Below are 20,911 nucleotides of genomic sequence, written 5' to 3'. Positions count from 1 at the left end.
CGTGGGCCCGACCGCCGGACGACCGTCCTCAGCGGGTGTCGCCGTCGATGCGTAGGCTGCCGCCGGCGTTGACCACGCGCATGACCATGGCCTTGGTCTGGCCGTTGATGGTGATGCTGGCCAGGCGCATGTCGGTCGAGCCGTCGGCGTTGTTGCCCTTGACCGCGGTGATGCTGGCGAAGGTGTCGACGGTGCGGTCGTTCCAGTACTGCCGGAACGCGGCCTCGCTGCCGTAGACCTTCTGCGCGGCCGGGGTCAGCAGCGACCAGGAACCGGCCGGGTTGCTGAAGAAGTCCTCGACCAGCAGGCCGGCCGAGCCGATGTCGACGGTGCCCACATTGGCGGTCTGCCCGAGCGCGACCGAGGGCGCGCTGCTCGACGCCGGACCGGCCGAGGACTGCACCGAGGTCGACGGATTCGCCTGCACCTGCGGGGAATCCGAGTCCGAGCTGCTCATGGCGCTGACCGCGACGGCGATCGCGGCGACGACGGCGCCGACACCGGAACCGATCAGCACCGCCCGGCCCTTGCCCGCCTGCTTGCGCGGCAGCGGCGCGGGCTGGGCCGCGGTCGGCGGATGCGCTGCCGTGTCGTGGCGCACCGGCGGACGCGGGTTGGACCGGATCTGACGGGTGGTCGCCGTCGACGCGCCCGCGTGCGAGGTCCGGTTGCCGGACTGCCGGATGACCTGGGTCGCGGCCGCGGAGTTGCGGCGGCCGTAGGCCTCGCTGGCGGGCACGAAGCCGGCGGGCACCGCGTCGGCGTCGGCGAACGCGGCCAGCGCGTCGCGGGCCTCGGTCATCGTCGGCCGGTCCAGCGGGTCCGGGCTGAGCAGGTCGAGCAGGAAGTCGGTCGCCGGGCCCGCGTTGCGCGGCTCGCGCACCTGGCCGTTGGCGGCGGCGTAGAGCACCGCCAGCGGGTTGGCGTTGGCGCCGTAGGGCGGCTCGCCCTCGAGCGCGTGGAACAGGGTGGCGCCGAGCGCGAACACGTCGGCGGCCGGGGTGGGATCGGAGCCGCGCGCGACCTCGGGCGCCAGATAGGCGGCGGTACCGCAGATCAGGCCGGTCTCGGTGAGGGTGACGTCACCGGCGGCGCGGGAGATGCCGAAGTCGGTGATCTTCACCTCACCGTGCTCGCCGAGCAGGATGTTGCCCGGTTTCACGTCGCGGTGCACCAGGCCGGCCTGGTGGGCGGCGATCAGCGAGGACGCGACCTGTTCGCCGATGCGGGCGACCTCGGTCAGCGGCAGCGGACCCTTCTGCCCCAGTTCGGCGGCCAGGCTGACCGACTTGAGGTACTCCATCACCAGGCACGGGTCACCGTTGTGCTCGGTGATGTCGAAGACCACGATGGCGTTGGGATGCTGGAAGCGTGCCGCGTTGCGGGCTTCCCGAATCGCGCGCTGGCGCAGGACATCCCGCTCGCCCTCGGGCAGGCTGGGCTTGATGTGGATCTGCTTCACAGCCACGGAGCGTTGGAGGCGTTCGTCGACAGCGCGCCATACAACGCCTGTGCCGCCGCTACCAATACGCTCGACCAGGCGGTAATGCTCCGCGATCTTCTGACCGGTATCGATGGCGCCTACTCCGAACCTTCTCGAAATTGTGACATCCCGCGTATTGACCATGGATATGGCCCGCCGACGAGTGTAGCTGGCCCGGTGCGGACCGCGTGCGGCAGCGTGGGTATTGCTCGCCCACAGAGCGTGACATAGATCATCGTTTGGCTCGTAACATCCGTCCGGCGGCCTCGACCGCGGGGCCCGAACTGCCGGCGTCGGCGACGAAGACGGCGAACGCGAGGTCGCCGTCGATGCCGACGAACCAGCCGTGCGCGTGCTTGTCGTCGAGGTATTCGGCGGTGCCGGTCTTGCCGAGCAGCCCCGGGATATCGCGCAGCGCGGTCGCGGTTCCGGCGGTCACCGTCTCGCCCATCATGGTCTCTATCTGCGACGTCACCGCCGCGGGCACCGGCGCGGTGGCCCGGTCGGCCGTGCCGGGACGCCCGCGCACGATGGCGGGCGCGGGCGCGGAACCGTGTGCCAGCGAGGCGGCGACGAGCGCCATCCCGAACGGCGAGGCGGTGACACTGCCCTGCCCGATGCTCGACTCGACCTGCTGGGCGGGATTCCGCGCGGGCGGAACCTTCCCCGTGACAGTCGTCAACCCGGGTGTCACATAATCCACCCCGAGACCCAGTTGCGCGGCCGCCGCGGTGAGCCCGTCGGCGGGCAAGCGCACCCCCAGTTCAGCCATCGTGGTGTTGCAGGACCGCGCGAAGGCGGTGTGCAGCGGCACCTGCCCGAGATCGAAGCCGTTGTCGTTGGGAATCGTGCGGCCCTCGGTGGTCGCGCGGCCCGGGCAGGGCAGCACCGTGTCGACGGAGACCCCGCCCGCCTGCAGCGCGGCCGAGACGGTGACGGTCTTGAAGGTCGAGCCCGGCGGGTAGAGGCCGGTGAGCGCGATCGGGCCCTGCGCGTCGGCGGGGGCGTTCTGCGCGACGGCGAGCACCTCCCCCGTCGACGGGCGCAGCGCGACGATCGCGGCGGGCTGCGCGAGCGGGGTCAGCGCGGCCTCGGCGGCGTTCTGCAGGTCGATGTCGACGGTGGTCGCGATGTCGGCGGTCGGGGTCGCGTCGGGTCCGGCGATGCGCTGGGTGCCCTCGGCGGTCTGCGCGCGGATCGCCCAGCCCGCCGCGCTGTCGGCCTGCTGCTGCCACAGTTCGGCCAGACCGGCGGTGGTGGGTCCGGCCAGGCTCTTGTCGACGGTGAGCAGGCGGGTCTGCGGCGCGAGCGTCACCCCGCGCACGCCCGTCAGCGCCTGCTGCACCGGGGCGATGTCGGCGTCCCGCAGCGCGACCGCGACCACCGGTTTGCCTTGCGCCGCGGCCAGATCCGCCTGCAGCGTGGCCTCGGTGACGCCCTGCGGCGCGAGCAGCGCGGCGACGGCGGGCAGATCGGCGTCGGGGGCGACGTTCACCAGCGTCACCACCTGCTGGGTCATCAGGTCACCGCCGGAGGCGTCGAGCACCCGCGCGGGTTTCGGGTAGACCGAGCTGTAGCCGAGCGGGCCGAGTTCGAGGCCGGGCGCGACCGTGGCGGGGTTCCAGGTGATCTTCCAGCCGTCGGCGTCGGCCGCGGCGCCCTTGCTGGTGTAGGTCCACTCGTTGCGGCCCTCGGGGCCGAATTTCCAGGTGGATTCGAGCGTGAAGGTGGTGTCGTCGGTGGCCGTGACGCGGACGGTGTCGTTCTTGCCGAGGTTGTCGAACAGGGTGGTCAGCGTCGCGCGGGCCTGGTCGGGCGCGTCGGTGAGCGCCGCGGCGGCGGCCGCGTCACCGCTGCTCAGCGCCGCGGCGAAGGACTCGGCGACGGTCTGCGGCTGATCCGGTCCGGACGAGCACGCGACGGGCAGCAGGGCGAGCGCGAGGAGCAGGACCGGTGTCTTGCGGGAGAGGCGCACGCGACCGAGGGTAGCCGGACTCGCGGCGGCCGTAGGTCGCTCGCGCTACCACCAGCCGGTGATCGCGCCGATCTGCCGGCCGAGTTCGGGGGCGAGCGAACGCGCGTAGCTGGCGGTGAGGTGGTGTTCGTCGCGGTAGATCAGCACATTGCCCTCCACCACCCGGCAGCGCTGCGGCCGGCAGACGGCATCGGAGAGGTCGAGCAGGTAGACGTTCGGATAACCGGCCGCCGGTTCCTCGGCCGGGTCGCGGGCGGCGAGGGCGGCAGCGCGATCGAGGCCGCAGCTGTCCGGATCGCCGCGGTGGGCCAGGCAGTCGGTGGCGCGGTAGAGCACCCCGTCGCGGCGCAGGCGCGGAGTGTCGCGCAGCGCAAGCACATTCAGCCCGCGCTCCTGCAGCGCCGACCACACCTCGAGGTATTCGCCGGGTACCTCGTCGCCGAGTCCGTCCTTGCGGTAGCGGGTCGAGAGCGTGAGCACCCAGTCCGGCGGCTCGGCGGCGAGCCGGTCGAGCACCTCCTGCGACCACTCGTGACACTCGGGGAACGGCCATTCGGCATAGGAGGGCTGGTCGGCGAGGGTGACCGGACAGCCCTCCTTGAGGTAGGAGATCACCCGGATGCCGTGTTCGGCGCCGAGCAGTTCCAGCGCGGGAATCCAGTGCTCGGAATGCGATCCGCCGACGACCGCGATCGAGCGGGCCGCGTCGGGATCGCCGTAGACGCAGGTGCGGACCTCCCGGTTGGGGGTGATGCAGCCGTCGGTCGTCGGCGGCGGCGTGTCGGCCTGGCCTTCGAAGACGGTGGGGCGCATCGGTTCCGGCGAGTACTCCGCGCCGGAGAGCAGGGCCGCCGCCCCCGGGTACCGCACGATGTCCAGCGCCTGCGGCGGCACCGCCGGATTGGCCCGCAGCACCACCTGCCAGCCGGCCGCCGAGACCAGCACCGCGACGGCGAGCGCGGTGACCAGCGGGCCGGTCACCCGGTGCCCGCCCGCCGCGATCGCCTGCCCGCTCGGGGGCAGCCGCAGCGGTGTCTCGATCAGCCGGGTCGTCAGGTAGGCCAGCACCAGCGAGACGCCGATCACCACCAGCCCGTCGACGAGTCCGGCGTGCGCGCGGCCGGTCTCGGCCAGGTAGAAGATCAGGATCGGCCAGTGCCACAGGTACAGCGGATAGGCCAGCGCCCCGAGTTCGGTGCAGACCCGCCCGGCCAGCAGGCGGTTCGGCCAGGCCGTCACCGTCGCGGCACCGAAGCCGGAGGCGATCACCAGGCAGGCCGCGGCCACCGGCCACAGCGCCGCGACACCGGGAAACTGGTTGGCCCCGTCGAACATCGGGCCGCACGACAGCACCATCAGCAGACCCGCCGCGGCCGCGAGTCCGCGCAGCGCGCGCGGCACCCGCAGGTACGGCGCGGCGACGGCGAGCGCGGCACCCGCCAGCAGTTCCCAGCCGCGCGCGACGCTGTCGTAGTAGGTCCACGCCTGATGCTGCGCGGTGCCGAACGCCGCGTACCAGAACGAGAGCAGGCCGAGTCCGGTCAGCGCGATCAGCAGGGTCGGGCGGCCCGCCCCGCCCCGGCGGCGCAGCCACGCCCACCCGGCCAGGACCGCCAGGATCACCACATAGAACTGGCCCTGCACCGACATCGACCACAGATGCTGTAGCGGGCTGACCGAGGGGTCGGGCGCGAGGTAGTCGAGTTCGGCGGTGGCCAGATACCAGTTCTGCGCGTAGAACATCGAGGCCAGCGTCTGTGCCGCGGTCTCGCCCAGCTGGGTGTAGGGCCGCAGGGCCACGGTGGCGACGGCGATCGCCGCCAGGACGACGACCAGCGAGGGCATCAGCCTGCGGGCGGTCCGGCGCGCGGTCGCGCCCGCGGCCACCCCGCCGCGCCGTTCGACGCCGCGGACCACCGCTCCGGTGAAGAAGAATCCCGACAGCACCAGGAACACGTCGACGCCGCCGGACACCCGGCCCGCCCACACGTGAAACGCCACGACCAGCGCGATCGCGACCCCGCGCAGTCCGTCCAGATCCTGACGCCGGACCGCCGGACCGCCGAGCGGTCCGGGTTGAGCTGTCGCCTCCGGCTGAACCGGCAACGCGGATTGCACCTTCGGCACCAACGACCCCACAGATTCGTCCCCACACCACAGCGCAGGGGTGTGTTTCCCGGCAAGTAACCATCAATTTGCCGTAGCGACACCGTGGAAGCAAACCGCCGAGCCGTGCGCGGGGTCGTCGATGTGAGGGGTCAGTCGATGCGCCAGGGCGCGGTCGCCAGGACCGCGGCGTCGGTGTCGTCGAGGTCGATGTCGAACACCTCGGTCAGGACTTTCGGCAGGTCGCTGGGGTCGAGCTCGCGCGCGGACGAGGTGCCGTCGGGGTATTCGGTGGTCAGCGTCAGGTCGTCGAGGACGTGATGGGTGTCGGGAAGGAAACGCTGCACGAACGGCCGGGTGGTGAACGGCGAGCGTGGCGAGGTCGACACGAAATGATTGCCGACGGCGTAATCGATCCGGTACTGCGGTTCCAGGGTGAAGGCGTAGCGATCCTGCCAGCCGTCGCGGCCGAACTGGTGCAGCACCCACAGGTCCGCGCCCAGCGCGCCGCTGCGGCGCTCGAGCCGGAAGCGCCACGCACCCAGCGCGAATTCACCGTGCGCGTCGGTCAGCTCGAACGGGGCGAGCGGCCCGCGGCCGAAACCGACGTCGCAGATCCACACCCGCTCGTCGTCGGCGGTGGTGACCCGGACCAGGGCGTGGGTGGCCGGCCGGATGGCACCCGAGTCGAGCGAGCCCATCGTCACCCGGCCGCTGAGGCCGGTGACGCCGAAGCCGAGCCGTTCCAGGGCGGCGGCGAAGAGGGTGACGTTCTCGTAGCAGTAGCCGCCGCGGCGCCGGGCCACCATCTTGTCCTGAAGGGTCGCCAGGTCGAGCGGGATGCCGCGCCCGAGGATGATCTCGAGGTTCTCGAACGGCATGGCCGTGGTGTGCGCGGCGACCAGCGCGTGCAGGGTGTCGACGGTCGGTGTGCGTGGCCCGTCGTAGCCGATCCGGGTCAGGTAGGCGTCCAGATCCAGGTCTTCGCCCTGCCAGCGGTCGGCCCGCTGCGTCGGTTCGGTCACCATGTCCTTCTTTCCAACCATGTCCTTCTTTCCGGTCGACATCCGTTCGGCACCTCCCCGGACAACGCGCCGGCCGGGGCGGGTGTTCCACCGCCGACCGCGGCGCGGGTCAGGCCGCGCATTTCGCGCCCGCGGGCGTCGCGGGCGCGGTGACCACCCCCGCCGCCACGTCGACGACGTAGTCGCCGACCGCGGGTGTCAGCGGTTCGGTGCCTGCGAGCAGACGCAGCACCACGCACCCGCCCTCGAAGAACGCGGGCCCGATGTCGTGGTTGCCGGGCACGACGGCGCCGGACAGGTCACGCCCGCTGACGACGGTGTAGAACGAGAACGGCTTGCCCGCCACGGTGAGCGCGTCGCGCAGTTCCACGCTGCTGGTGAAGGGGATGACGGTGTCGGCGGTGCCGTGGATCAGGAACGCCCGGCGCATGCTCATGCGGTCGGCGAGCAGAGCGGGTGAGCGCTCGGCATAGGCGAGCGGGCAGCGGATCGGGGTGCAGCCGCCCGCGTCGCGCTCGATCTGGCGTGGCAGCGCGGGATCCACCGCCGCGCCCTGGGCCCACATCGTGAAATCGTCGGCGGGACCGTAGTTGTCGACCCAGTAGTCGAACAGTCCGGCGGGCCCGTGCGCGACGGCCAGGCCGCTGGTGATGCCACCCTGGCTCCAGCCCCACAGCACCGTGGTCGCCACGGCGGGGTGGGTGTCGCGGTACCACCGGGTCGCGGCGACCACGTCGTGCCAGCCCGCCCACAGATTCCACTCCCCGGCGCGCCACGGTCCGTCGGCGCTGCGCAGGTCCATCAGCAGGATCGGCGAGCCGCCGACCAGCGCCAGCGAGGTCATGTACGGCGCGAAGTCGGCCGCGGAGCCGCCGTGTCCGTGTACCGCCACCACCAGCTGATCATCCGAGATGTCGCCCGGCGCACAGCGATACGGCTCGTACACCCGCCCGGTGGCGCGCTCGCCGTCGACAGTGATGGCCACCGGCACGACGCTCACCCCCGGCGCGCACACCGGCTGCGCGAGCGCGTCCGGCCCACTCACGAGCGCCCCACCGACCAGCACCACCACTGCCGCGAGCACCCGGCACCACTGCCTCATGCCGTGATTGTCCGCTGTCGCGGTGCGCCGGACCCGCCGACCGTGCCGCGACACGCGACGGGCGGCCGCCTGCTCAGCGCAGCGCCTCCTCCGATCCGCGATGCAGCTGCACCGGCGCGGTCTTGCTCGCGGTCGCGGCGTCGATGCCCTTGGCGGCCGGATTAGCCTGGACCAGTTGCGGTTTGCGCTCGAGCAGGGTCTCGGTCAGCACGCAGGCCAGGTTCGCGTCGAGGTCGTCGCGGACGACGAGCAGGTTGGGCACCACGATGGTCGGCACATCGGCGGTCAGACCGTAGGTGGCGGCGGGGATCGGCGCGGTCTCGTAGACCGGGTTGATCTCCTTCAGTTTCGGCAGCACCCCGGTGATGTCGAGGAAGCGGACCTTGTCCTTGGCGGTGGTGAACAGGTCGGTGATGCCGGGGGTCGGCAGGCCGCCGGACCAGAACATCGCGTCGATCGAACCGTCCTTCAGCCCGTCGACGGTCTTGGTGAGATCCAGACGCTGGGCGGCGACATCCTTGTCCGGATCGAGCCCCGCCGCCTGGAGGACCCGCTGCGCGATGACCTCGGTGCCCGACTTCGGCGAACCGGTGGAGACCCGCTTGCCGCGCAGGTCCGCCAGGGAATTGATCCCGGCGTCGGACCGCACGATGACCTGGGTGTAGTTGTCGTAGAGGCGGGCCAGCGCGCGGATCGGCTGAGCGCTGGTGAAACTGCCCTTGCCCGCCACCGCGTCGGCCGCGGAGTCGGCCAGCGAGAAGCCGACCTGGTAGGTGCCGCCGACCACCTGCTGGATGTTCTGCACCGAGGCGCCGGTCTCGGCGGCGGTGGCCTTGACCTTGCCGTCGGTGGCGGCGGAGATCTGCTCCGCGTAGGCATTGCCGAGCGCGAAGTAGACGCCGGTGGCATTGCCGGTCGCGATGCCGATCCTGGTGTCCTGCGTCACCTCACAGGTGACGGCGCCGCCCGCGTCGGTGGTCGGGGCGTCCTGCCTGCCACCACATCCGGTGAGCAGCGCGGCCGCGGCGGACACCGCGACCACGGCGACAACTGTTCTGACCATGAGGTCCCCTCTCGTCTGCGTGGATCCACGACTCACGGTGTGGCCGTGGCTGGTCGGCGTCGCCGCCGGTCGACGACGCCCGCGAGCACGGCGACGAGCAGCACCGCGAGGCCGAGGACGGTCGCGGTCGGGTTCGGGTAGAGCAACGTCAGGCCCGCCGCGGCGGCCAGGCCGCGCGGCACCGGCCCGACCGCGCCGATCCCGAACAACCAGCCCCCGGTGGCCGCCGCGAGCGCCGCGACACCGACACAGGCGGCCGCGCTCACCCACAGCACGTCGGTCAGCGCGCCGCGCCCGAGCAGGTGCTGACCGGCGTCGGTGAGCACGAACATCAGCGGCACCAGGAACGCGGGCAGCGCGTAGCGCAGGGCCGCCCACATGGTCGGCATCGCCTTCGCGCCGGTGACGGCGGCCGCGCCGACGGCGGCCAGCGCGGTCGGCGGCGTCACCTCCGAGAGCACCGAGAAGTAGAAGACGAACATCGCGGCCGCGGGCGCGGCGACGTCCAGATCGAGCAGCGCGGGTCCGATGATCACCCAGCCGATCACGAACGACGCCGTCACCGGCACCGCCAGCCCCAGCAGCGACAGCGCGATCGCCGCCAGCACCGCGGTGGTCGCCAGCACGACGGCGGGGTCGTCGGAGAGCACGGAACCGGCCCGCACCAGCAGCGACGCCAGCTGCGCGCCGAGGCCGGTCTTGGTGGTCATCGCGGTGATCACGCCCGCCGCCGCGCACACCGCGACCACGGGCAGCGCCGCGCACATGCCCAGCGACAGCGTGCGCAGGGCCGCGAGCCCGAACTGCCCCGCCTCCCGCGCCGACCACGTTCGCGCCGGCGACTGCTCCGCCGCGGCCTCGGCTCGCGCGCGCAGGATCCGGTCGGGCACGGCCAGGATCAGCGCGAGCACCATGGCGTAGACCACCGCGCGCGTCGCGCTCATCCCGGCCAGCAGCAGCACCACGATGACGATCAGCGAGGAGAAGTGATAGCCGAAGCGTCCCAGCAGTTTCCACCACGGGGTCGGCAGTGGGCCGTCGGCGAGGTCGGCCGGTGCGCGACCCTCGGCGTGGATGCGGCGGGCGTCGATCTCGACCGAGAGCAGGATGCCGAGGTAGTAGAGCAGCGTCGGGATCAGTGCCCAGCCGAGCACCGTCACATACGACACATCGAGGTATTCGGCGACGATGAACGCCGCGACGCCCAGCGTCGGCGGCGACAGGATCGCGCCGACGCCCGCCGCGGCGAGCATGCCGCCCGCCTGTTCGGGCCGGTAGCCCGCCCGGCGCAGGATCGGCCAGGTGACCGCGCCGGTGCTCACCGCGGTCGCGGTGCCCGACCCGGAGACGGTGCCGAGCAGGAAGCCCGACACCACCGCGGTACGGCCCGCCGCGCTGTGCGAGCGCCGGAACAGCGAGACCGACAGATCCACGAAGAACCGTGCGGCACCGGAGAATTCGAGCACGGCGCCGTAGAGGGTGAACAGCACGATGTAGCTGGCCGCCACGTCCAGCGGGGTGCCGTAGAAGCCGCTGCCGGAGTTGTACAGCGCGTCGACGATCTGGTCGACGTCCAGGCCCGCGTGCGCGATGGCCCAGCTCTGCGGCAGCAGACCGCCGTAGTACCCGTAGGCCAGGAACACCAGGCAGACCAGCGGCAGGATCCACCCGGTGGTGCGGCGGCAGGATTCCAGGATCAGGACGAGCAGGACCGCGCCGAACACGACGTCGACCGGGGCCAGCATGCCCTGCCGATCGAGGAACGCGTCGTATCCGCCACCGCCGTCGCCGATCGTGAACGGCAGCACCGGGTACAGGCACACGAACAGGGTCACCGCGGCCAGCACCCAGTCCAGCGGGGCGGGCGCGTCGGCCCGGTCGAGCCTGCCCCAGCCGGAGCGGTAGCTCAGGAACACCAGCGGCAGGGCGATGGCGAGGAACACCACCAGGTAGTACTGACTGCCCTGCGGCAGCGGCCGGAACACCTGCCACAGCGCCAGCGCCGCCAGCGCGAGCGCGACGACGCCGACCAGCCGGGCGGGGAACCCGGTGAGGGTGCGGGCCGGGCGTTCCTGGTCGTCGACGCCGAGTTCGGCCGAGGTCACGACCGGTGGCGCTGCGCTCATGAGCGCGACGATAACAACACCCGCCCGCGCCCGGCGGCGAAAACGGCGACCCGGAATTCTGGACAAAAGTGACAGAACTCCCGCCGTTCGGGCGACGCCGCACGCGGGAATGTCGGTGGGCCCGCCTACGATCCGCGCATGCCTTCGATCGATACCGCGCAGCGCCGGGCCCGTCTGGCGACCAGGCATCGGCTCGCGCCGTCCACCCGGTCGGCCGAGCCGACCGAGATCGCGCGCTCGATGGTGGTGCTGCACGCCACCGATCCCGCCACCGTCTATCTGTCGGTCGGCGCGCGCGGGGTCGGCCTCACCCCGGCCCACGTGGAGCGCGCGCTCTACGACGACCGTGCCCTGGTGCGTCTGCTCGCCATGCGCCGCACCATGTTCGTGGCGCCGACCGAGCTGGTCCCGGTGTTGCAGTCCTCGTGCTGCGACGCGCTGGCGATCAAGCAACGCAAGGCCTACGGCCGCTACATCGAGCAGGCCGGTGTCGTCGAGGGCGATGTCCAGGCGTGGCTGTCCGATGTCGAGGCCGAGACCCACGCCGCGCTGCTCACCCGGGGCGCGGCCACCGGCGCCCAGCTGAGCAAGGACGTCCCCCGCCTGCGCACCCAGATCGATCCGTCGCCGGGCAAGTCGTATTCGAAGCCGACCAGCATCACCACCTGGGTGCTGGTGGTGCTCGGCGCCGAGGGCCGGATCGTGCGCGGCCGCCCCAACGGCAGCTGGACCAGCAGCCAGTACACCTGGTCCCCCGCCGAAACCTGGCTTCCCCCTGACCTTTCCCCGATCCCCGCGGCCGAGGCCAGGGTCGAGCTGGTGCGGCAGTGGCTCCGCGCGTTCGGCCCCGCCCCGGTGACCGACCTGAAGTGGTGGACCGGCTGGACCCTGGGCGAGGTCCGCAAGACCCTGACCGAGCTCGACGTCGTCGAGGTCGACCTCGACGACGGCACCACCGGCATCGTCCTCGCCGACGACCTGGCCCCCGACCCCACCCCCGAGCCCTGGGCCGCCCTCCTTCCCGCCCTGGACCCCACCCCGATGGGCTGGCAGACCCGCGACTGGTTCCTCGGCCCGCACGCCCCGGCCCTGTTCGACCGCAACGGCAATATCGGCCCCACCATCTGGGCCGACGGCCGCATCGTCGGCGGCTGGGCCCAGCGCCCCGACGGCGAGGTCGTCACCCATCTGCTCGAGGATGTCGGCGCCGACGCGAAGAAGCTCATCGACGCCGAAACCGACCGCACCACCGCGTGGTTCGGCGATATCCGCGCCATCCCCCGCTTCCGCACGCCGCTCCAACGCGAACTCACGGCCTAGCCACCGGCGCGGCGCGCAGCTGCCCGATCCGGGCCGACACCACGATGAGTAACGCGAAGGCATCCGCCCCTGGACGGCACACTGGTTCGTGACTTCCGCAGGGCGAGAACGACATCCGCTGCTACGTCCTCGGCGACGCGCCGACCACATGATGCCGAGACGACTGGCAGCCCGCGCTGAGTGCGCTGCGCTGAGTCAGTCAGCGGTGAGGTCGAGTCGGTCGAGTACTCCGGCAAGTCCACTGCGCACGGTCTCGGGATCATCGATGTCGGCGCCGTAGGTCACTTCGTGCCACGGTCCGAGCTGGTGCCAGATCAGGGCGCGGCGGCGCAGGGCGTCGGTGACGCCGTAGGCCGTGGCGACGGCGGCGGCGAAGTCGGCCGGTGCGCCGTACAGGGGCCAGGCCAGGTCGATCGCGGCGTCGCCGAGATGGGTGTCGCCGAAGTCGATCACGCCGGTGACGTGGTCGCCGGTGACCAGGATGTGTTCGGGTCCCAGGTCACCGTGCACGACCGTGTCGGCGGGGAGATCCTGTGCGGCGTCGAGAATCGCCAGGGCCCGAGCACGGCGATCGGCCGGAAGCATCGGCACGACCTCGGCCCGGAACCGCCGGACGGTCGCCGCCCGGTCGTCCCTGGTCTCGGCCGCCGTGGGCAACCCGTGCCGCATCGCGTCGTCGGCGGGGCTGCCGTGCAGTGCGCGAAGGAACGCGCCGATCGCGAGACCGTGCTCGGCGGTGGGTGATTCGATCGCCACGCCCGGCACCAGCGCGTGCCGCACGACCAGCGGCGATTCACCCACCACGGCAGGCACCGGGACCGCCAGCGGCAGTCGTGGTGCCAGCCACGGCAGCAACCTGGTCTCGCGCCGGAGCTGATCGGCGACGTCGGGCCGCCGCGGCCTGCGCTCGACCCAGCGATCGTCGATCAGGACGGCGAGGCTGTCCCACCCTTGCGAGAACTCCACTGCCTCACGGTAGAGCACCGATAGTCGGCGCTCTCGGACCCGGGACGGCCTCACATGTCCAGGCCGAGGTCCAGTACCCGCACCGAGTGCGTGAGCGCGCCGATGGCGAGGTAGTCGACCCCGGTGCGCGCGTAGTCGGCGGCCTGCTCGATCGACAGACCGCCCGACGACTCGAGCTTCGTCGCGGGCGCCGCGGCGTCGCGACGCTGCACGGCGGCCTGGGTCTGCCACAGCGGGAAGTTGTCGAGCAGCACCAGTTCGACGTTCTCGGCCAGCACCGCGTCGAGCTGTTCGAGGCTGTCGACCTCCACCTCACAGGCGATCTCGGGGGCCAGCTCGCGCACGGCACGCAGCGCGTTCACGACCGAACCCGCGGCGACGACGTGGTTGTCCTTGATCAGCGCCGCGTCGCCGAGGCCCATCCGGTGATTGACACCGCCGCCGACCCGCACCGCGTACTTCTGCAACGCGCGCAGCCCGGGCAGCGTCTTACGGCTGTCGCGGATCGCGCAGCCGGTGCCCTCGACCTCGTCGACCCAGGCCGCGGTGGCGGTCGCGATACCGGACAGGTGGCACACCAGGTTCAGCATGGTCCGCTCCGCGGTCAGCAGACCGCGGGTCGGCGCCTCGATGCTCAGCACCGCGGTGCCCGGCTCCACCCGGGTGCCGTCGGCGACCCGGTCGGTGACGGTGTAGTCCCCCGCGCCGATCACCTCGTCGAGCACCAGCAGGCCGATATCGAGACCCGCGACGGTGCCGTGCTGACGCGAGACCACCGACGCCTTGCTCACCGCGTCGGCGGGCACGGTCGCGACCGTGGTGACGTCGGGTCCGTAGCGCAGGTCCTCGTCGAGCGCGGAACGGATCAGCGTCAGCAGTTCCTCGCGGTCGAGGGCGGCATCCAGAGCCATCACTGCACTCCTGTTCTCGGGCGCGTCGCGCGCCCGCTCGATCCAGCGGCGATCCTCACCGGTACGCCGGAATTGCTTGTGCGGCAGCCGGTGCCGCGGCCTGCCGCAGGGTGGTTGGTCACCGCGCGCCGATCGACATCGCGGCATCGACCGCGACGGCGGACAGCGCGAGCGCTCCGTCCGCGCCGAGGCGAACCGCCGTGCTGTGTCGCAGGCCCTCGACCGGACCCGGGTACTCCGAGCGGGTGTGGCAGCCACGGCTCTCGGCGCGGCCCGCGGCCGCGACCAGCAGCGCGCGGGCGGTCAGCGTCAGCGCGGCGTCCTCGATCCGGCGCAGCGTGCGCGCCGCGTCGAAAACGCCCTCTCCGGGACCGGTTCCGTCGAGCGGCTGGACCGCCTGCGGTGCGGCGACATCGAGGGGCGACACCACCGACCGCGCCGCGTCGATCCGGGCGAGGGCGGTACCGAGGCCGGCACCGTCGCGCACGACCGAGGCGTGTTCGGTCATCGCCTGCTGGACCACCGCACGGTCCGCGAATTCCACTGTCCACGCGGCGATCTCGTCGCCGCCGGTCGGTGAGCCGAGCCGCTCGGCGGCGGCCGAACCGGCTCGCTCCCCCACGACCAGCCCTTCGAGCAGACTGTTGGACGCCAGCCGGTTCGCTCCGTGCAACCCCGTCCTGGCCACTTCACCGGCGGCGTAGAGCCCCGGCACCTCGGTCCGCCCGTCGGTGTCGGTCAGCACCCCGCCGCACTGGTAGTGCGCGCCGGGCGCGACCGGAATCAGTTGCGCCGACGGGTCGATCCCCGCCGCCAGACACGATGCGGTGATCGTCGGGAACCGGCGCGCGAAGCCGTCGATGTGGCGCGCGTCGAGGAACACGTGATCGGTCCCCGTCGCCCGCATCCGCTCCGCGATGGCCCGCGACACCACGTCCCGGGGCGCCAGGTCACCGCGTGGATGCACGCCCGCCGTCACCGAAGCACCCTCGGCGTCGACGAGGATCGCGCCTTCCCCGCGCACGGCCTCGCTGATCAACGGCCGCCTGCCCACGCCGCCGGGGGTGTAGAGCACGGTCGGATGGAACTGCACGAATTCGAGATCGGCCACCGCGGCACCGGCCCACAGCGCCAGCGCCACGCCGTCGCCGGTCGCGCCGGGCGGGTTGGTGCTCGAGGCGTAGAGCTGGCCGAGCCCACCGGTCGCCAGCAGCACCGCGGGGGTGCGCACGACGCCGAAACCGTTGTCCGACACCGCGACGACGCCGCGCACACCGGCGGGACCGGTCAGCACACGCAACGCGGCGGCACCGAACAGCACCGGCAGCCCGGCCGCGTTGAGCGCGCGCTGCACCTCGGCGCCGGTGGCGTCACCACCGGCGTGGATGATCCGGCGGGTGCTGTGCCCGCCCTCGCGGGTGCGCGAGATCTGGCCGTCACGGCCCAGATCGAACACCGCGCCCAGGTCGGTCAGCGCGGCCACCGCCGCCTGCCCGCCTTCGACGATCGAGCGCACCGCCTCGACCTCGCACAGCCCGGCACCGGCCTCGACCGTGTCGCGCACGTGCGAGTCGACCGAATCGCCCCGCGGCGCGACGACCGCGATGCCGCCCTGCGCGTACTGCGTCGAGGTGTCGGTGGGCCCGCCCTTGCTGAGGATGAGCACCCGCAGCCCGCGCAGCGACGCCGTGCGGGCCGCCGTGAGCCCCGCGACGCCACCGCCGATGACCACCAGGTCGACCTCGGCCTCCCAGGAGACCGGAACCGTCGCCGTCATGGTCGTTACCGGACCGGCCGCGCGACGAGCGGCGCGGTCACTCCCCACCGCCGGGGTTGCCGATCGCGATCATCCGCTGCACCGAGGCGCGGCCCGCCTCGGCCATCGCCAGGTCGACGTGCACCTCGTCGGCGCCCTCGACCAGGCAGCGCAGCAGCGCGGCCGGGGTGATCATCTTCATGTACTTGCAGGAGGCGCGATCGTTGACGGCCTGGAAGTCGATGCCGGGTGCCGCCTTGCGCAGCTGGTGCAGCATGCCGACCTCGGTCGCCACCAGCACCTGGTTCGACGTGGAGGCCTTGGCCGCGTCGATCATGCCGCCGGTGGACAGGATGTGCACCCGCTCGGCCGGGAACGCCCCCTCGCCCGCCAGGTACAGCGCCGAGGTGGCGCAGCCGCACTCCGGGTGCACGAACAGCTCGGCGTCGGGGTGCGTCCGGGCCTGCTCGGTGAGGTCGTCACCGTTGATGCCCGCGTGCACGTGGCACTCGCCCGCCCAGATGTGCATGTTGTCGCGGCCGGTCTCGCGCTTGACGTGCGCGCCGAGGAACTGGTCCGGCAGGAACAGCACCTCGACGTCGGGGTCGATCGAGGCGACCACGTCGACGGCGTTGGACGACGTGCAGCAGATGTCGGTGAGCGCCTTCACCTCGGCAGTGGTGTTGACGTAGGACACCACCTTCGCGTCCGGGTGCTCGGCCTTCCAGGCACGCAGTTCCTCGGCGGAGATGGAGTCGGCCAGCGAGCAGCCGGCGCGCTGGTCCGGGATGAGGACCGTCTTGGCGGGGCTCAGGATCTTGGCGGTCTCGGCCATGAAGTGCACGCCGCAGAACACGATGGTGTCCTCTTCGGCCTCGGCCGCGATCCGCGACAGGGCCAGCGAGTCACCGACGTGGTCGGCCACGTCCTGGATCTCGGGCAGCTGGTAGTTGTGCGCGAGGATCGTGGCGTTGCGCTCACGCGCCAGCCGCCGCACCTCCTGCGCCCACTCCGGCGTCGCTTCGACACCCGTGTACCCCGTGGGTCCGTCGAAGACCGAACCCATCAGCGTCGGCTGCGCGGTCGTCGTCGCCATGGTGGCTCCCTTCCTCGTGCGAACGGCTTCCTCGCCTCGATTCGCACCAAACCAGGTTTTCGACTTACAATCGAAAACGTGCCCCATAGTAACACCATCCACGAATCGCTCACCGCGGTGTTCCAGGTTCGCCGCTTCCCCGCCGACATTTCCGCAGGCAGAGGCATCGATGGCCGCTCGAGGCACCCGGAATTGGCGGTTCTGCTGTGGGAGCGGGCGCTCGATCCACAGAAGGGCACCTGGTCGCTGCCCGGCGGCCGATTGCGCGACGACGAGGACCTCGACGCCTCGGCCCGGCGCCAGCTGGCCGAGAAGGTCGACGTACGCGAGCTGGCCCACCTGGAGCAGCTCTCGGTGTTCAGCGCGCCCGATCGCGTCCCGGCGCCGCGCCGCATCGCCTCGGCCTATCTCGGCCTGGTCCCGCTGACCACCGAGCCCGAACTCCCGGCCGACACCACCTGGCACCCGGTCTCGGCCCTCCCGGACATGTCGTTCGACCATCGCACCGTCGTCGACCACGCCCGCACCCGCCTGGCCGCCAAGCTCTCCTACACCAACATCGCCTACGCGCTGGCCCCCGACACCTTCACCATGTCGACCCTGCGCGAAATCTATTGCGCGGCTCTGGGATACGACGTCGACACGACCAACCTCCAGCGAGTCCTCTCGCGCCGCAGGGTGATCACCCCCACCGGCGCCACCGCCCCCTCCGGCCGCGCGGGCGGGCGCCCCGCCGCGCTCTACCGGTTCAGCGACTCCGGCCTGCGGGTCACCGACGAATTCGCGGCCCTGCGCCCGCCGAGCTGAGCGCGCACCCGCCGAATCTGTCGGTGGCCGCTGTCAGACTGGCGGGCATGGGCGACGACACCGCGAAGACACCGATCACCTCCTACGACGACCCGGAAGCGCCGTGGAACAAAGAGTTCAGCCCGGACGAGATGACCGGCTGGAACGACGGCGTCATCACCGAGTTCCGGGCGAACGACGGGCAGGTAGGCGGCGACTACAAGGGCGCCACCCTGCTGCTGCTCACCACGACCGGCGCGAGGAGCGGCAAGCCCCACGTCGTTCCCCTCGGGGCGCTGTACCGCGGCGACGTGCTGTACGTGAGCTCGTTCATCGAGGACCGCTATCCGGCCTGGTATCACAACGCGAAAGCCGATGCGCGGGTGACGATCGAGCTCGGCGGCGAGCGCTTCGCGGCGACGGCGGAGGTGCTCACCGGCGAGCGTTATGACGAGTTCGCGGCCTGGGCGCTGGCGGAGAATCCGCTGCTGGCCGAGTACCAGGCCAAGGTCGACAAGCCGCTGCCGCTGGTGATCCTGCGCCGGGCGCAGTAACTCCGGCCGATCGAACCCCGAGCCGGGCGGCCCCGTCGCCCGGCCTCGGCTCGACTTTGCCTGTCGCGCAACGGCTCACGCGCGCGGCAGGATGCCGAACAGCAGCGCGTCGATACCGGCGGCGAACACCGCGTCGTTGTCGACCGGCGCGCCCGCGCCGGCGGGTGCCGTGCCGAACAGCGTGGTCAGATTCGGATACTCGCGCGCCGGATCGCCGGTCGAGGCCGCCAGCGCGCCGCCGAGATCCCCGGTCGACAAGCCCGCGCGCTCCCGCGACGCGAAGTTCGCGCCCCACCCCGAGAGCATCGCGACGCCCATCATGACCGCGCCCGCGTCCAGCCCGGCCTGCGCCAGTGTGCCCGCCATCCGGTCCAGGTAGCGCACCGAGTTCGGGCCCATGCTCGACGGCACGGCCTGCACCAGCCACGGATGCCGACCGTGCAGGGCGCGCGATTGCTCCGCCAGCGCGAGCACGTCGGCGCGCACGTCGCCGGTCAGCTCCGGGTACCGATACTCCCCCGCCACCCGGTCGACCATCAGCGCGATCAGGTCGTCCTTGCCGTCGACGTACCGGTACAGCGAGGCGGCCGCCGTGCCGAGTTCGTCGGCCACCCCGCGCATCGAGACCGCGCGCAGCCCACCCGCGTCGGCGCGCCGCACGCAGGCGTCGGCGAGCTGGTCGAGGGTGTACGCCGGGCGCGGCCCCGGCCGGGGCGCCGCGCCGCGGGACCACAGCGAGGTTCCGGTGTGCGTCATACCTGCCAGCATGCCGCAGATCCCTAGTTGCGAACAGTGTTAGCAGATGCGTATCCTGTAATTGCGAACACTGTTCCCAATGGAGGGAGATTGCCGTGCATGCCATCGACGCCGCTGCACTGACCAGGACCTATGGCGACAACACCGTGGTGGACGGGGTGGACCTGCGGGTACCCGCCGGCCAGGTGCACGCCCTGCTCGGGCCGAACGGCTCGGGCAAGACCACCACCGTGCGCATGCTGGCGACACTGCTGCGCCCCACCTCGGGGCGGGCCGCGATCCGCGGGTTCGACACCGTCACCCACGCCGAGGACGCGAAGCGGCAACTGGGTCTGGTCGGCCAGTTCCACGCCGTCGACCCGCGCCTGACCGGGCGGCAGAATCTGGTGATGCTGGCCCGGCTCAACGGCTTCCGCGCGACGGCGGCCCGGCGGCACGCGGGCGAGCTGCTCGACCGCTTCGAGCTGGCCGAGGCGGCCGACCGGGTGGTCCGCACCTACTCGGGCGGGATGCGGCGCAGGCTCGACATCGTCGCGGGCATGATCGTGCGCCCCGCCGTGCTGTTCCTGGACGAGCCGACCACCGCGCTCGATCCGCACAGCCGCAACGAGATCTACCGGTACGTGCGCGATTTCGTCGCCGAGGGCACCACGGTGCTGCTCACCACCCAGTATCTCGACGAGGCGCAGCGCCTGGCCGACGCGATCACCATCCTGGAGGCGGGCCGGGTCGTCGCGGCGGGCACGCCCGCGCAGATCCTCGCGGCCGTGCCCGCCGGGCTCGACCTGATCGTCGACGACGCCGACCGCTACGCCGAGATCGCCGCGGTGCTGGCGACCTTCGGTGGCGTGCCATCGGATTCCCTACCGGCGCCGCACCTTTCACCGATGGAGCTGTCGTTCACCTTCACCGGCGACGCCCCCGGCCTGCTACCGGTGCTACGCGCGCTCGACGCCGCCGACATCACGGTGCGCGATATCGGCACCCGCGCGACGACCCTCGACGACGCGTTCCTCGCACTCACCGGCCGCGACCGGGTCGCGGCGGGTGCGCGGAAGGAGGTGCGGGCATGAGCGCCACCGAGACTCGGTCGGTCTCCATGTGCACCGGCGCGGCGGTGCTGTTCGAGCGCGTCCTGACGAACTACCGCAATTCGCCGGGCCTGTTCGCGATCACGCTGGCCGCGCCGCTGGGCATGATGCTGCTGTTCGGCTTCGTCTTCGGCGGCGCGCTCTCCGGGGGCAGCGACGCCACCGCCTACCGCGCCTACCTGGTCCCCGGCGTACTGGTCCTGGTCGCGGCGATGGGCCTGACCTCCACCGCGTCCACCGCGAACGCCGACCTGCACAGCGGATTCACCGACCGGCTGCGCGCGCTCCCGCTGTCGCCCGCGGCCGCGCCGACCGGCTTCGCGCTGGCCGAAACGGTGGTCGGGGTGCTGGCGCTGACGCTGATGTCCGGCATCGGCGCGCTGCTCGGCTGGCGGGTGGACGCCTCGGTGGGCGAGGTCGCGGTGGCGATCGCGCTGCTGCTGGCCTTCCGCTGCGCGCTGGCGTGGCTGGGGATCGCGCTCGGCGCCGCGATCCGCGACGAGCAGATGCTCCAGCAGACGGCACCGCTGATCTTCGGCACGATCATGTTCTCGAACGTGTTCGTCCCGACCTCGACCATGCCGTCGGTGATCGCCACGATCGCGGAGTGGAATCCGGTGAGCGCCATCGTCGCCGCGCTGCGTGCGCTGCTCGGCGCCGACCTGTCCGCGACCCGGGGCAGCGCCTGGCCGATGCAGCATCCGGTCGCCGCGGCGGCCGCCTGGATCGCCGTTCTGTTCGCCCTCGCGATCCCGATCGCCGTCCGTCGCTACTCGGCGGATACCTGATCCACCC

17 protein-coding genes are annotated in these 20,911 nt (G+C 72.0%); 5 read left to right on the top strand and 12 right to left on the bottom strand.

Annotated elements, in window-relative coordinates; genetic code table 11:
* Nucleotides 1–28: 28 nt before the first annotated feature.
* The 7 genes from AB0L91_RS30935 to AB0L91_RS30905 form a co-directional block, all read right to left on the bottom strand.
* The gene (locus tag AB0L91_RS30935) at nucleotides 29–1,627 is read right to left on the bottom strand and encodes a serine/threonine-protein kinase (RefSeq protein WP_355283221.1); all 1,599 of its coding nucleotides are present in this window, start codon (nucleotides 1,625–1,627) and stop codon (nucleotides 29–31) included.
* 88 nt (nucleotides 1,628–1,715) lie between these two features.
* A complete protein-coding gene (locus AB0L91_RS30930) occupies nucleotides 1,716–3,458 on the bottom strand; it encodes a penicillin-binding transpeptidase domain-containing protein (RefSeq protein WP_365016045.1) in 1,743 nt (580 codons plus the stop codon).
* A gap of 45 nt (nucleotides 3,459–3,503) precedes the next feature.
* Nucleotides 3,504–5,564, bottom strand: coding sequence for an acyltransferase family protein (locus AB0L91_RS30925; protein ID WP_365016043.1), 2,061 nt, complete (start codon nucleotides 5,562–5,564; stop codon nucleotides 3,504–3,506).
* Between the two features lie 152 nt (nucleotides 5,565–5,716).
* Complete coding sequence (locus AB0L91_RS30920; RefSeq protein ID WP_365016041.1) at nucleotides 5,717–6,610, bottom strand: arylamine N-acetyltransferase; 894 nt, start codon at nucleotides 6,608–6,610, stop codon at nucleotides 5,717–5,719.
* A gap of 88 nt (nucleotides 6,611–6,698) precedes the next feature.
* The gene (locus AB0L91_RS30915) at nucleotides 6,699–7,691 is read right to left on the bottom strand and encodes a prolyl oligopeptidase family serine peptidase (protein ID WP_365016039.1); all 993 of its coding nucleotides are present in this window, start codon (nucleotides 7,689–7,691) and stop codon (nucleotides 6,699–6,701) included.
* Between the two features lie 73 nt (nucleotides 7,692–7,764).
* On the bottom strand, nucleotides 7,765–8,754 hold the full coding sequence (locus AB0L91_RS30910; protein WP_357350851.1) for a TAXI family TRAP transporter solute-binding subunit: 990 nt from the start codon (nucleotides 8,752–8,754) through the stop codon (nucleotides 7,765–7,767).
* A gap of 32 nt (nucleotides 8,755–8,786) precedes the next feature.
* Nucleotides 8,787–10,880: a TRAP transporter fused permease subunit gene (locus tag AB0L91_RS30905; RefSeq protein ID WP_365016037.1), complete on the bottom strand. Its 2,094-nt coding sequence runs from the start codon at nucleotides 10,878–10,880 to the stop codon at nucleotides 8,787–8,789.
* Nucleotides 10,881–11,018: 138 nt separating this feature from the next.
* Between AB0L91_RS30905 and AB0L91_RS30900 the strand changes: the two genes are divergently transcribed.
* Complete coding sequence (locus tag AB0L91_RS30900) at nucleotides 11,019–12,200, top strand: winged helix DNA-binding domain-containing protein (protein ID WP_365016035.1); 1,182 nt, start codon at nucleotides 11,019–11,021, stop codon at nucleotides 12,198–12,200.
* A 195-nt stretch (nucleotides 12,201–12,395) separates the two neighbouring features.
* On the opposite strand, the gene AB0L91_RS30895 is transcribed toward AB0L91_RS30900, so the two are convergent.
* From AB0L91_RS30895 to nadA, 4 genes are all read right to left on the bottom strand, one after another.
* Nucleotides 12,396–13,166 (bottom strand): phosphotransferase, encoded by a 771-nt coding sequence (locus tag AB0L91_RS30895; protein ID WP_365016033.1) that lies wholly within the window; start codon nucleotides 13,164–13,166, stop codon nucleotides 12,396–12,398.
* A 50-nt stretch (nucleotides 13,167–13,216) separates the two neighbouring features.
* Nucleotides 13,217–14,077 (bottom strand): carboxylating nicotinate-nucleotide diphosphorylase, encoded by an 861-nt coding sequence (gene nadC, locus AB0L91_RS30890; protein ID WP_365016031.1) that lies wholly within the window; start codon nucleotides 14,075–14,077, stop codon nucleotides 13,217–13,219.
* A gap of 118 nt (nucleotides 14,078–14,195) precedes the next feature.
* A complete protein-coding gene (locus AB0L91_RS30885) occupies nucleotides 14,196–15,854 on the bottom strand; it encodes an L-aspartate oxidase (protein WP_365016029.1) in 1,659 nt (552 codons plus the stop codon).
* Between the two features lie 37 nt (nucleotides 15,855–15,891).
* Complete coding sequence (gene nadA / locus AB0L91_RS30880) at nucleotides 15,892–16,929, bottom strand: quinolinate synthase NadA (RefSeq protein WP_365016028.1); 1,038 nt, start codon at nucleotides 16,927–16,929, stop codon at nucleotides 15,892–15,894.
* Nucleotides 16,930–17,007: 78 nt separating this feature from the next.
* On the opposite strand from nadA, the gene AB0L91_RS30875 reads away from it, so the two are divergent.
* Nucleotides 17,008–17,736 (top strand): NUDIX domain-containing protein, encoded by a 729-nt coding sequence (locus AB0L91_RS30875; RefSeq protein WP_365016026.1) that lies wholly within the window; start codon nucleotides 17,008–17,010, stop codon nucleotides 17,734–17,736.
* A 47-nt stretch (nucleotides 17,737–17,783) separates the two neighbouring features.
* Complete coding sequence (locus AB0L91_RS30870; RefSeq protein WP_365016024.1) at nucleotides 17,784–18,269, top strand: nitroreductase/quinone reductase family protein; 486 nt, start codon at nucleotides 17,784–17,786, stop codon at nucleotides 18,267–18,269.
* A 75-nt stretch (nucleotides 18,270–18,344) separates the two neighbouring features.
* Here AB0L91_RS30870 and AB0L91_RS30865 read toward each other — a convergent pair whose 3' ends face one another.
* Nucleotides 18,345–19,025, bottom strand: coding sequence for a TetR/AcrR family transcriptional regulator (locus AB0L91_RS30865; protein WP_365016022.1), 681 nt, complete (start codon nucleotides 19,023–19,025; stop codon nucleotides 18,345–18,347).
* 95 nt (nucleotides 19,026–19,120) lie between these two features.
* On the opposite strand from AB0L91_RS30865, the gene AB0L91_RS30860 reads away from it, so the two are divergent.
* Both AB0L91_RS30860 and AB0L91_RS30855 read left to right on the top strand, forming a co-directional pair.
* Complete coding sequence (locus tag AB0L91_RS30860; RefSeq protein ID WP_365016020.1) at nucleotides 19,121–20,098, top strand: ATP-binding cassette domain-containing protein; 978 nt, start codon at nucleotides 19,121–19,123, stop codon at nucleotides 20,096–20,098.
* On the top strand, nucleotides 20,095–20,904 hold the full coding sequence (locus AB0L91_RS30855; protein WP_365016018.1) for an ABC transporter permease: 810 nt from the start codon (nucleotides 20,095–20,097) through the stop codon (nucleotides 20,902–20,904). The genes AB0L91_RS30860 and AB0L91_RS30855 overlap by 4 nt, the downstream gene beginning before the upstream one ends.
* Nucleotides 20,905–20,911 lie beyond the last annotated feature (7 nt).

Origin of the sequence: Nocardia sp. NPDC051833, assembly GCF_040681225.1 — a bacterium.
Lineage (GTDB): Bacteria > Actinomycetota > Actinomycetes > Mycobacteriales > Mycobacteriaceae > Nocardia.
This window is presented reverse-complemented; position numbering and strand designations above follow the sequence as displayed.

Bases quoted from the DNA above. Each gene is read 5' to 3' on its own strand.
- AB0L91_RS30935 (WP_355283221.1), bottom strand. From the start codon at position 1,627: ATGGTCAATACGCGGGATGTCACAATTTCGAGAAGGTTCGGAGTAGGC.
- AB0L91_RS30920 (WP_365016041.1), bottom strand. From the start codon at position 6,610: ATGGTTGGAAAGAAGGACATGGTGACCGAACCGACGCAGCGGGCCGAC.
- AB0L91_RS30915 (WP_365016039.1), bottom strand. From the start codon at position 7,691: ATGAGGCAGTGGTGCCGGGTGCTCGCGGCAGTGGTGGTGCTGGTCGGT.
- AB0L91_RS30910 (WP_357350851.1), bottom strand. From the start codon at position 8,754: ATGGTCAGAACAGTTGTCGCCGTGGTCGCGGTGTCCGCCGCGGCCGCG.
- AB0L91_RS30905 (WP_365016037.1), bottom strand. From the start codon at position 10,880: ATGAGCGCAGCGCCACCGGTCGTGACCTCGGCCGAACTCGGCGTCGAC.
- AB0L91_RS30900 (WP_365016035.1), top strand. From the start codon at position 11,019: ATGCCTTCGATCGATACCGCGCAGCGCCGGGCCCGTCTGGCGACCAGG.
- nadC (WP_365016031.1), bottom strand. From the start codon at position 14,077: ATGGCTCTGGATGCCGCCCTCGACCGCGAGGAACTGCTGACGCTGATC.
- AB0L91_RS30885 (WP_365016029.1), bottom strand. From the start codon at position 15,854: ATGACGGCGACGGTTCCGGTCTCCTGGGAGGCCGAGGTCGACCTGGTG.
- nadA (WP_365016028.1), bottom strand. From the start codon at position 16,929: ATGGCGACGACGACCGCGCAGCCGACGCTGATGGGTTCGGTCTTCGAC.
- AB0L91_RS30870 (WP_365016024.1), top strand. From the start codon at position 17,784: ATGGGCGACGACACCGCGAAGACACCGATCACCTCCTACGACGACCCG.
- AB0L91_RS30865 (WP_365016022.1), bottom strand. From the start codon at position 19,025: ATGACGCACACCGGAACCTCGCTGTGGTCCCGCGGCGCGGCGCCCCGG.
- AB0L91_RS30855 (WP_365016018.1), top strand. From the start codon at position 20,095: ATGAGCGCCACCGAGACTCGGTCGGTCTCCATGTGCACCGGCGCGGCG.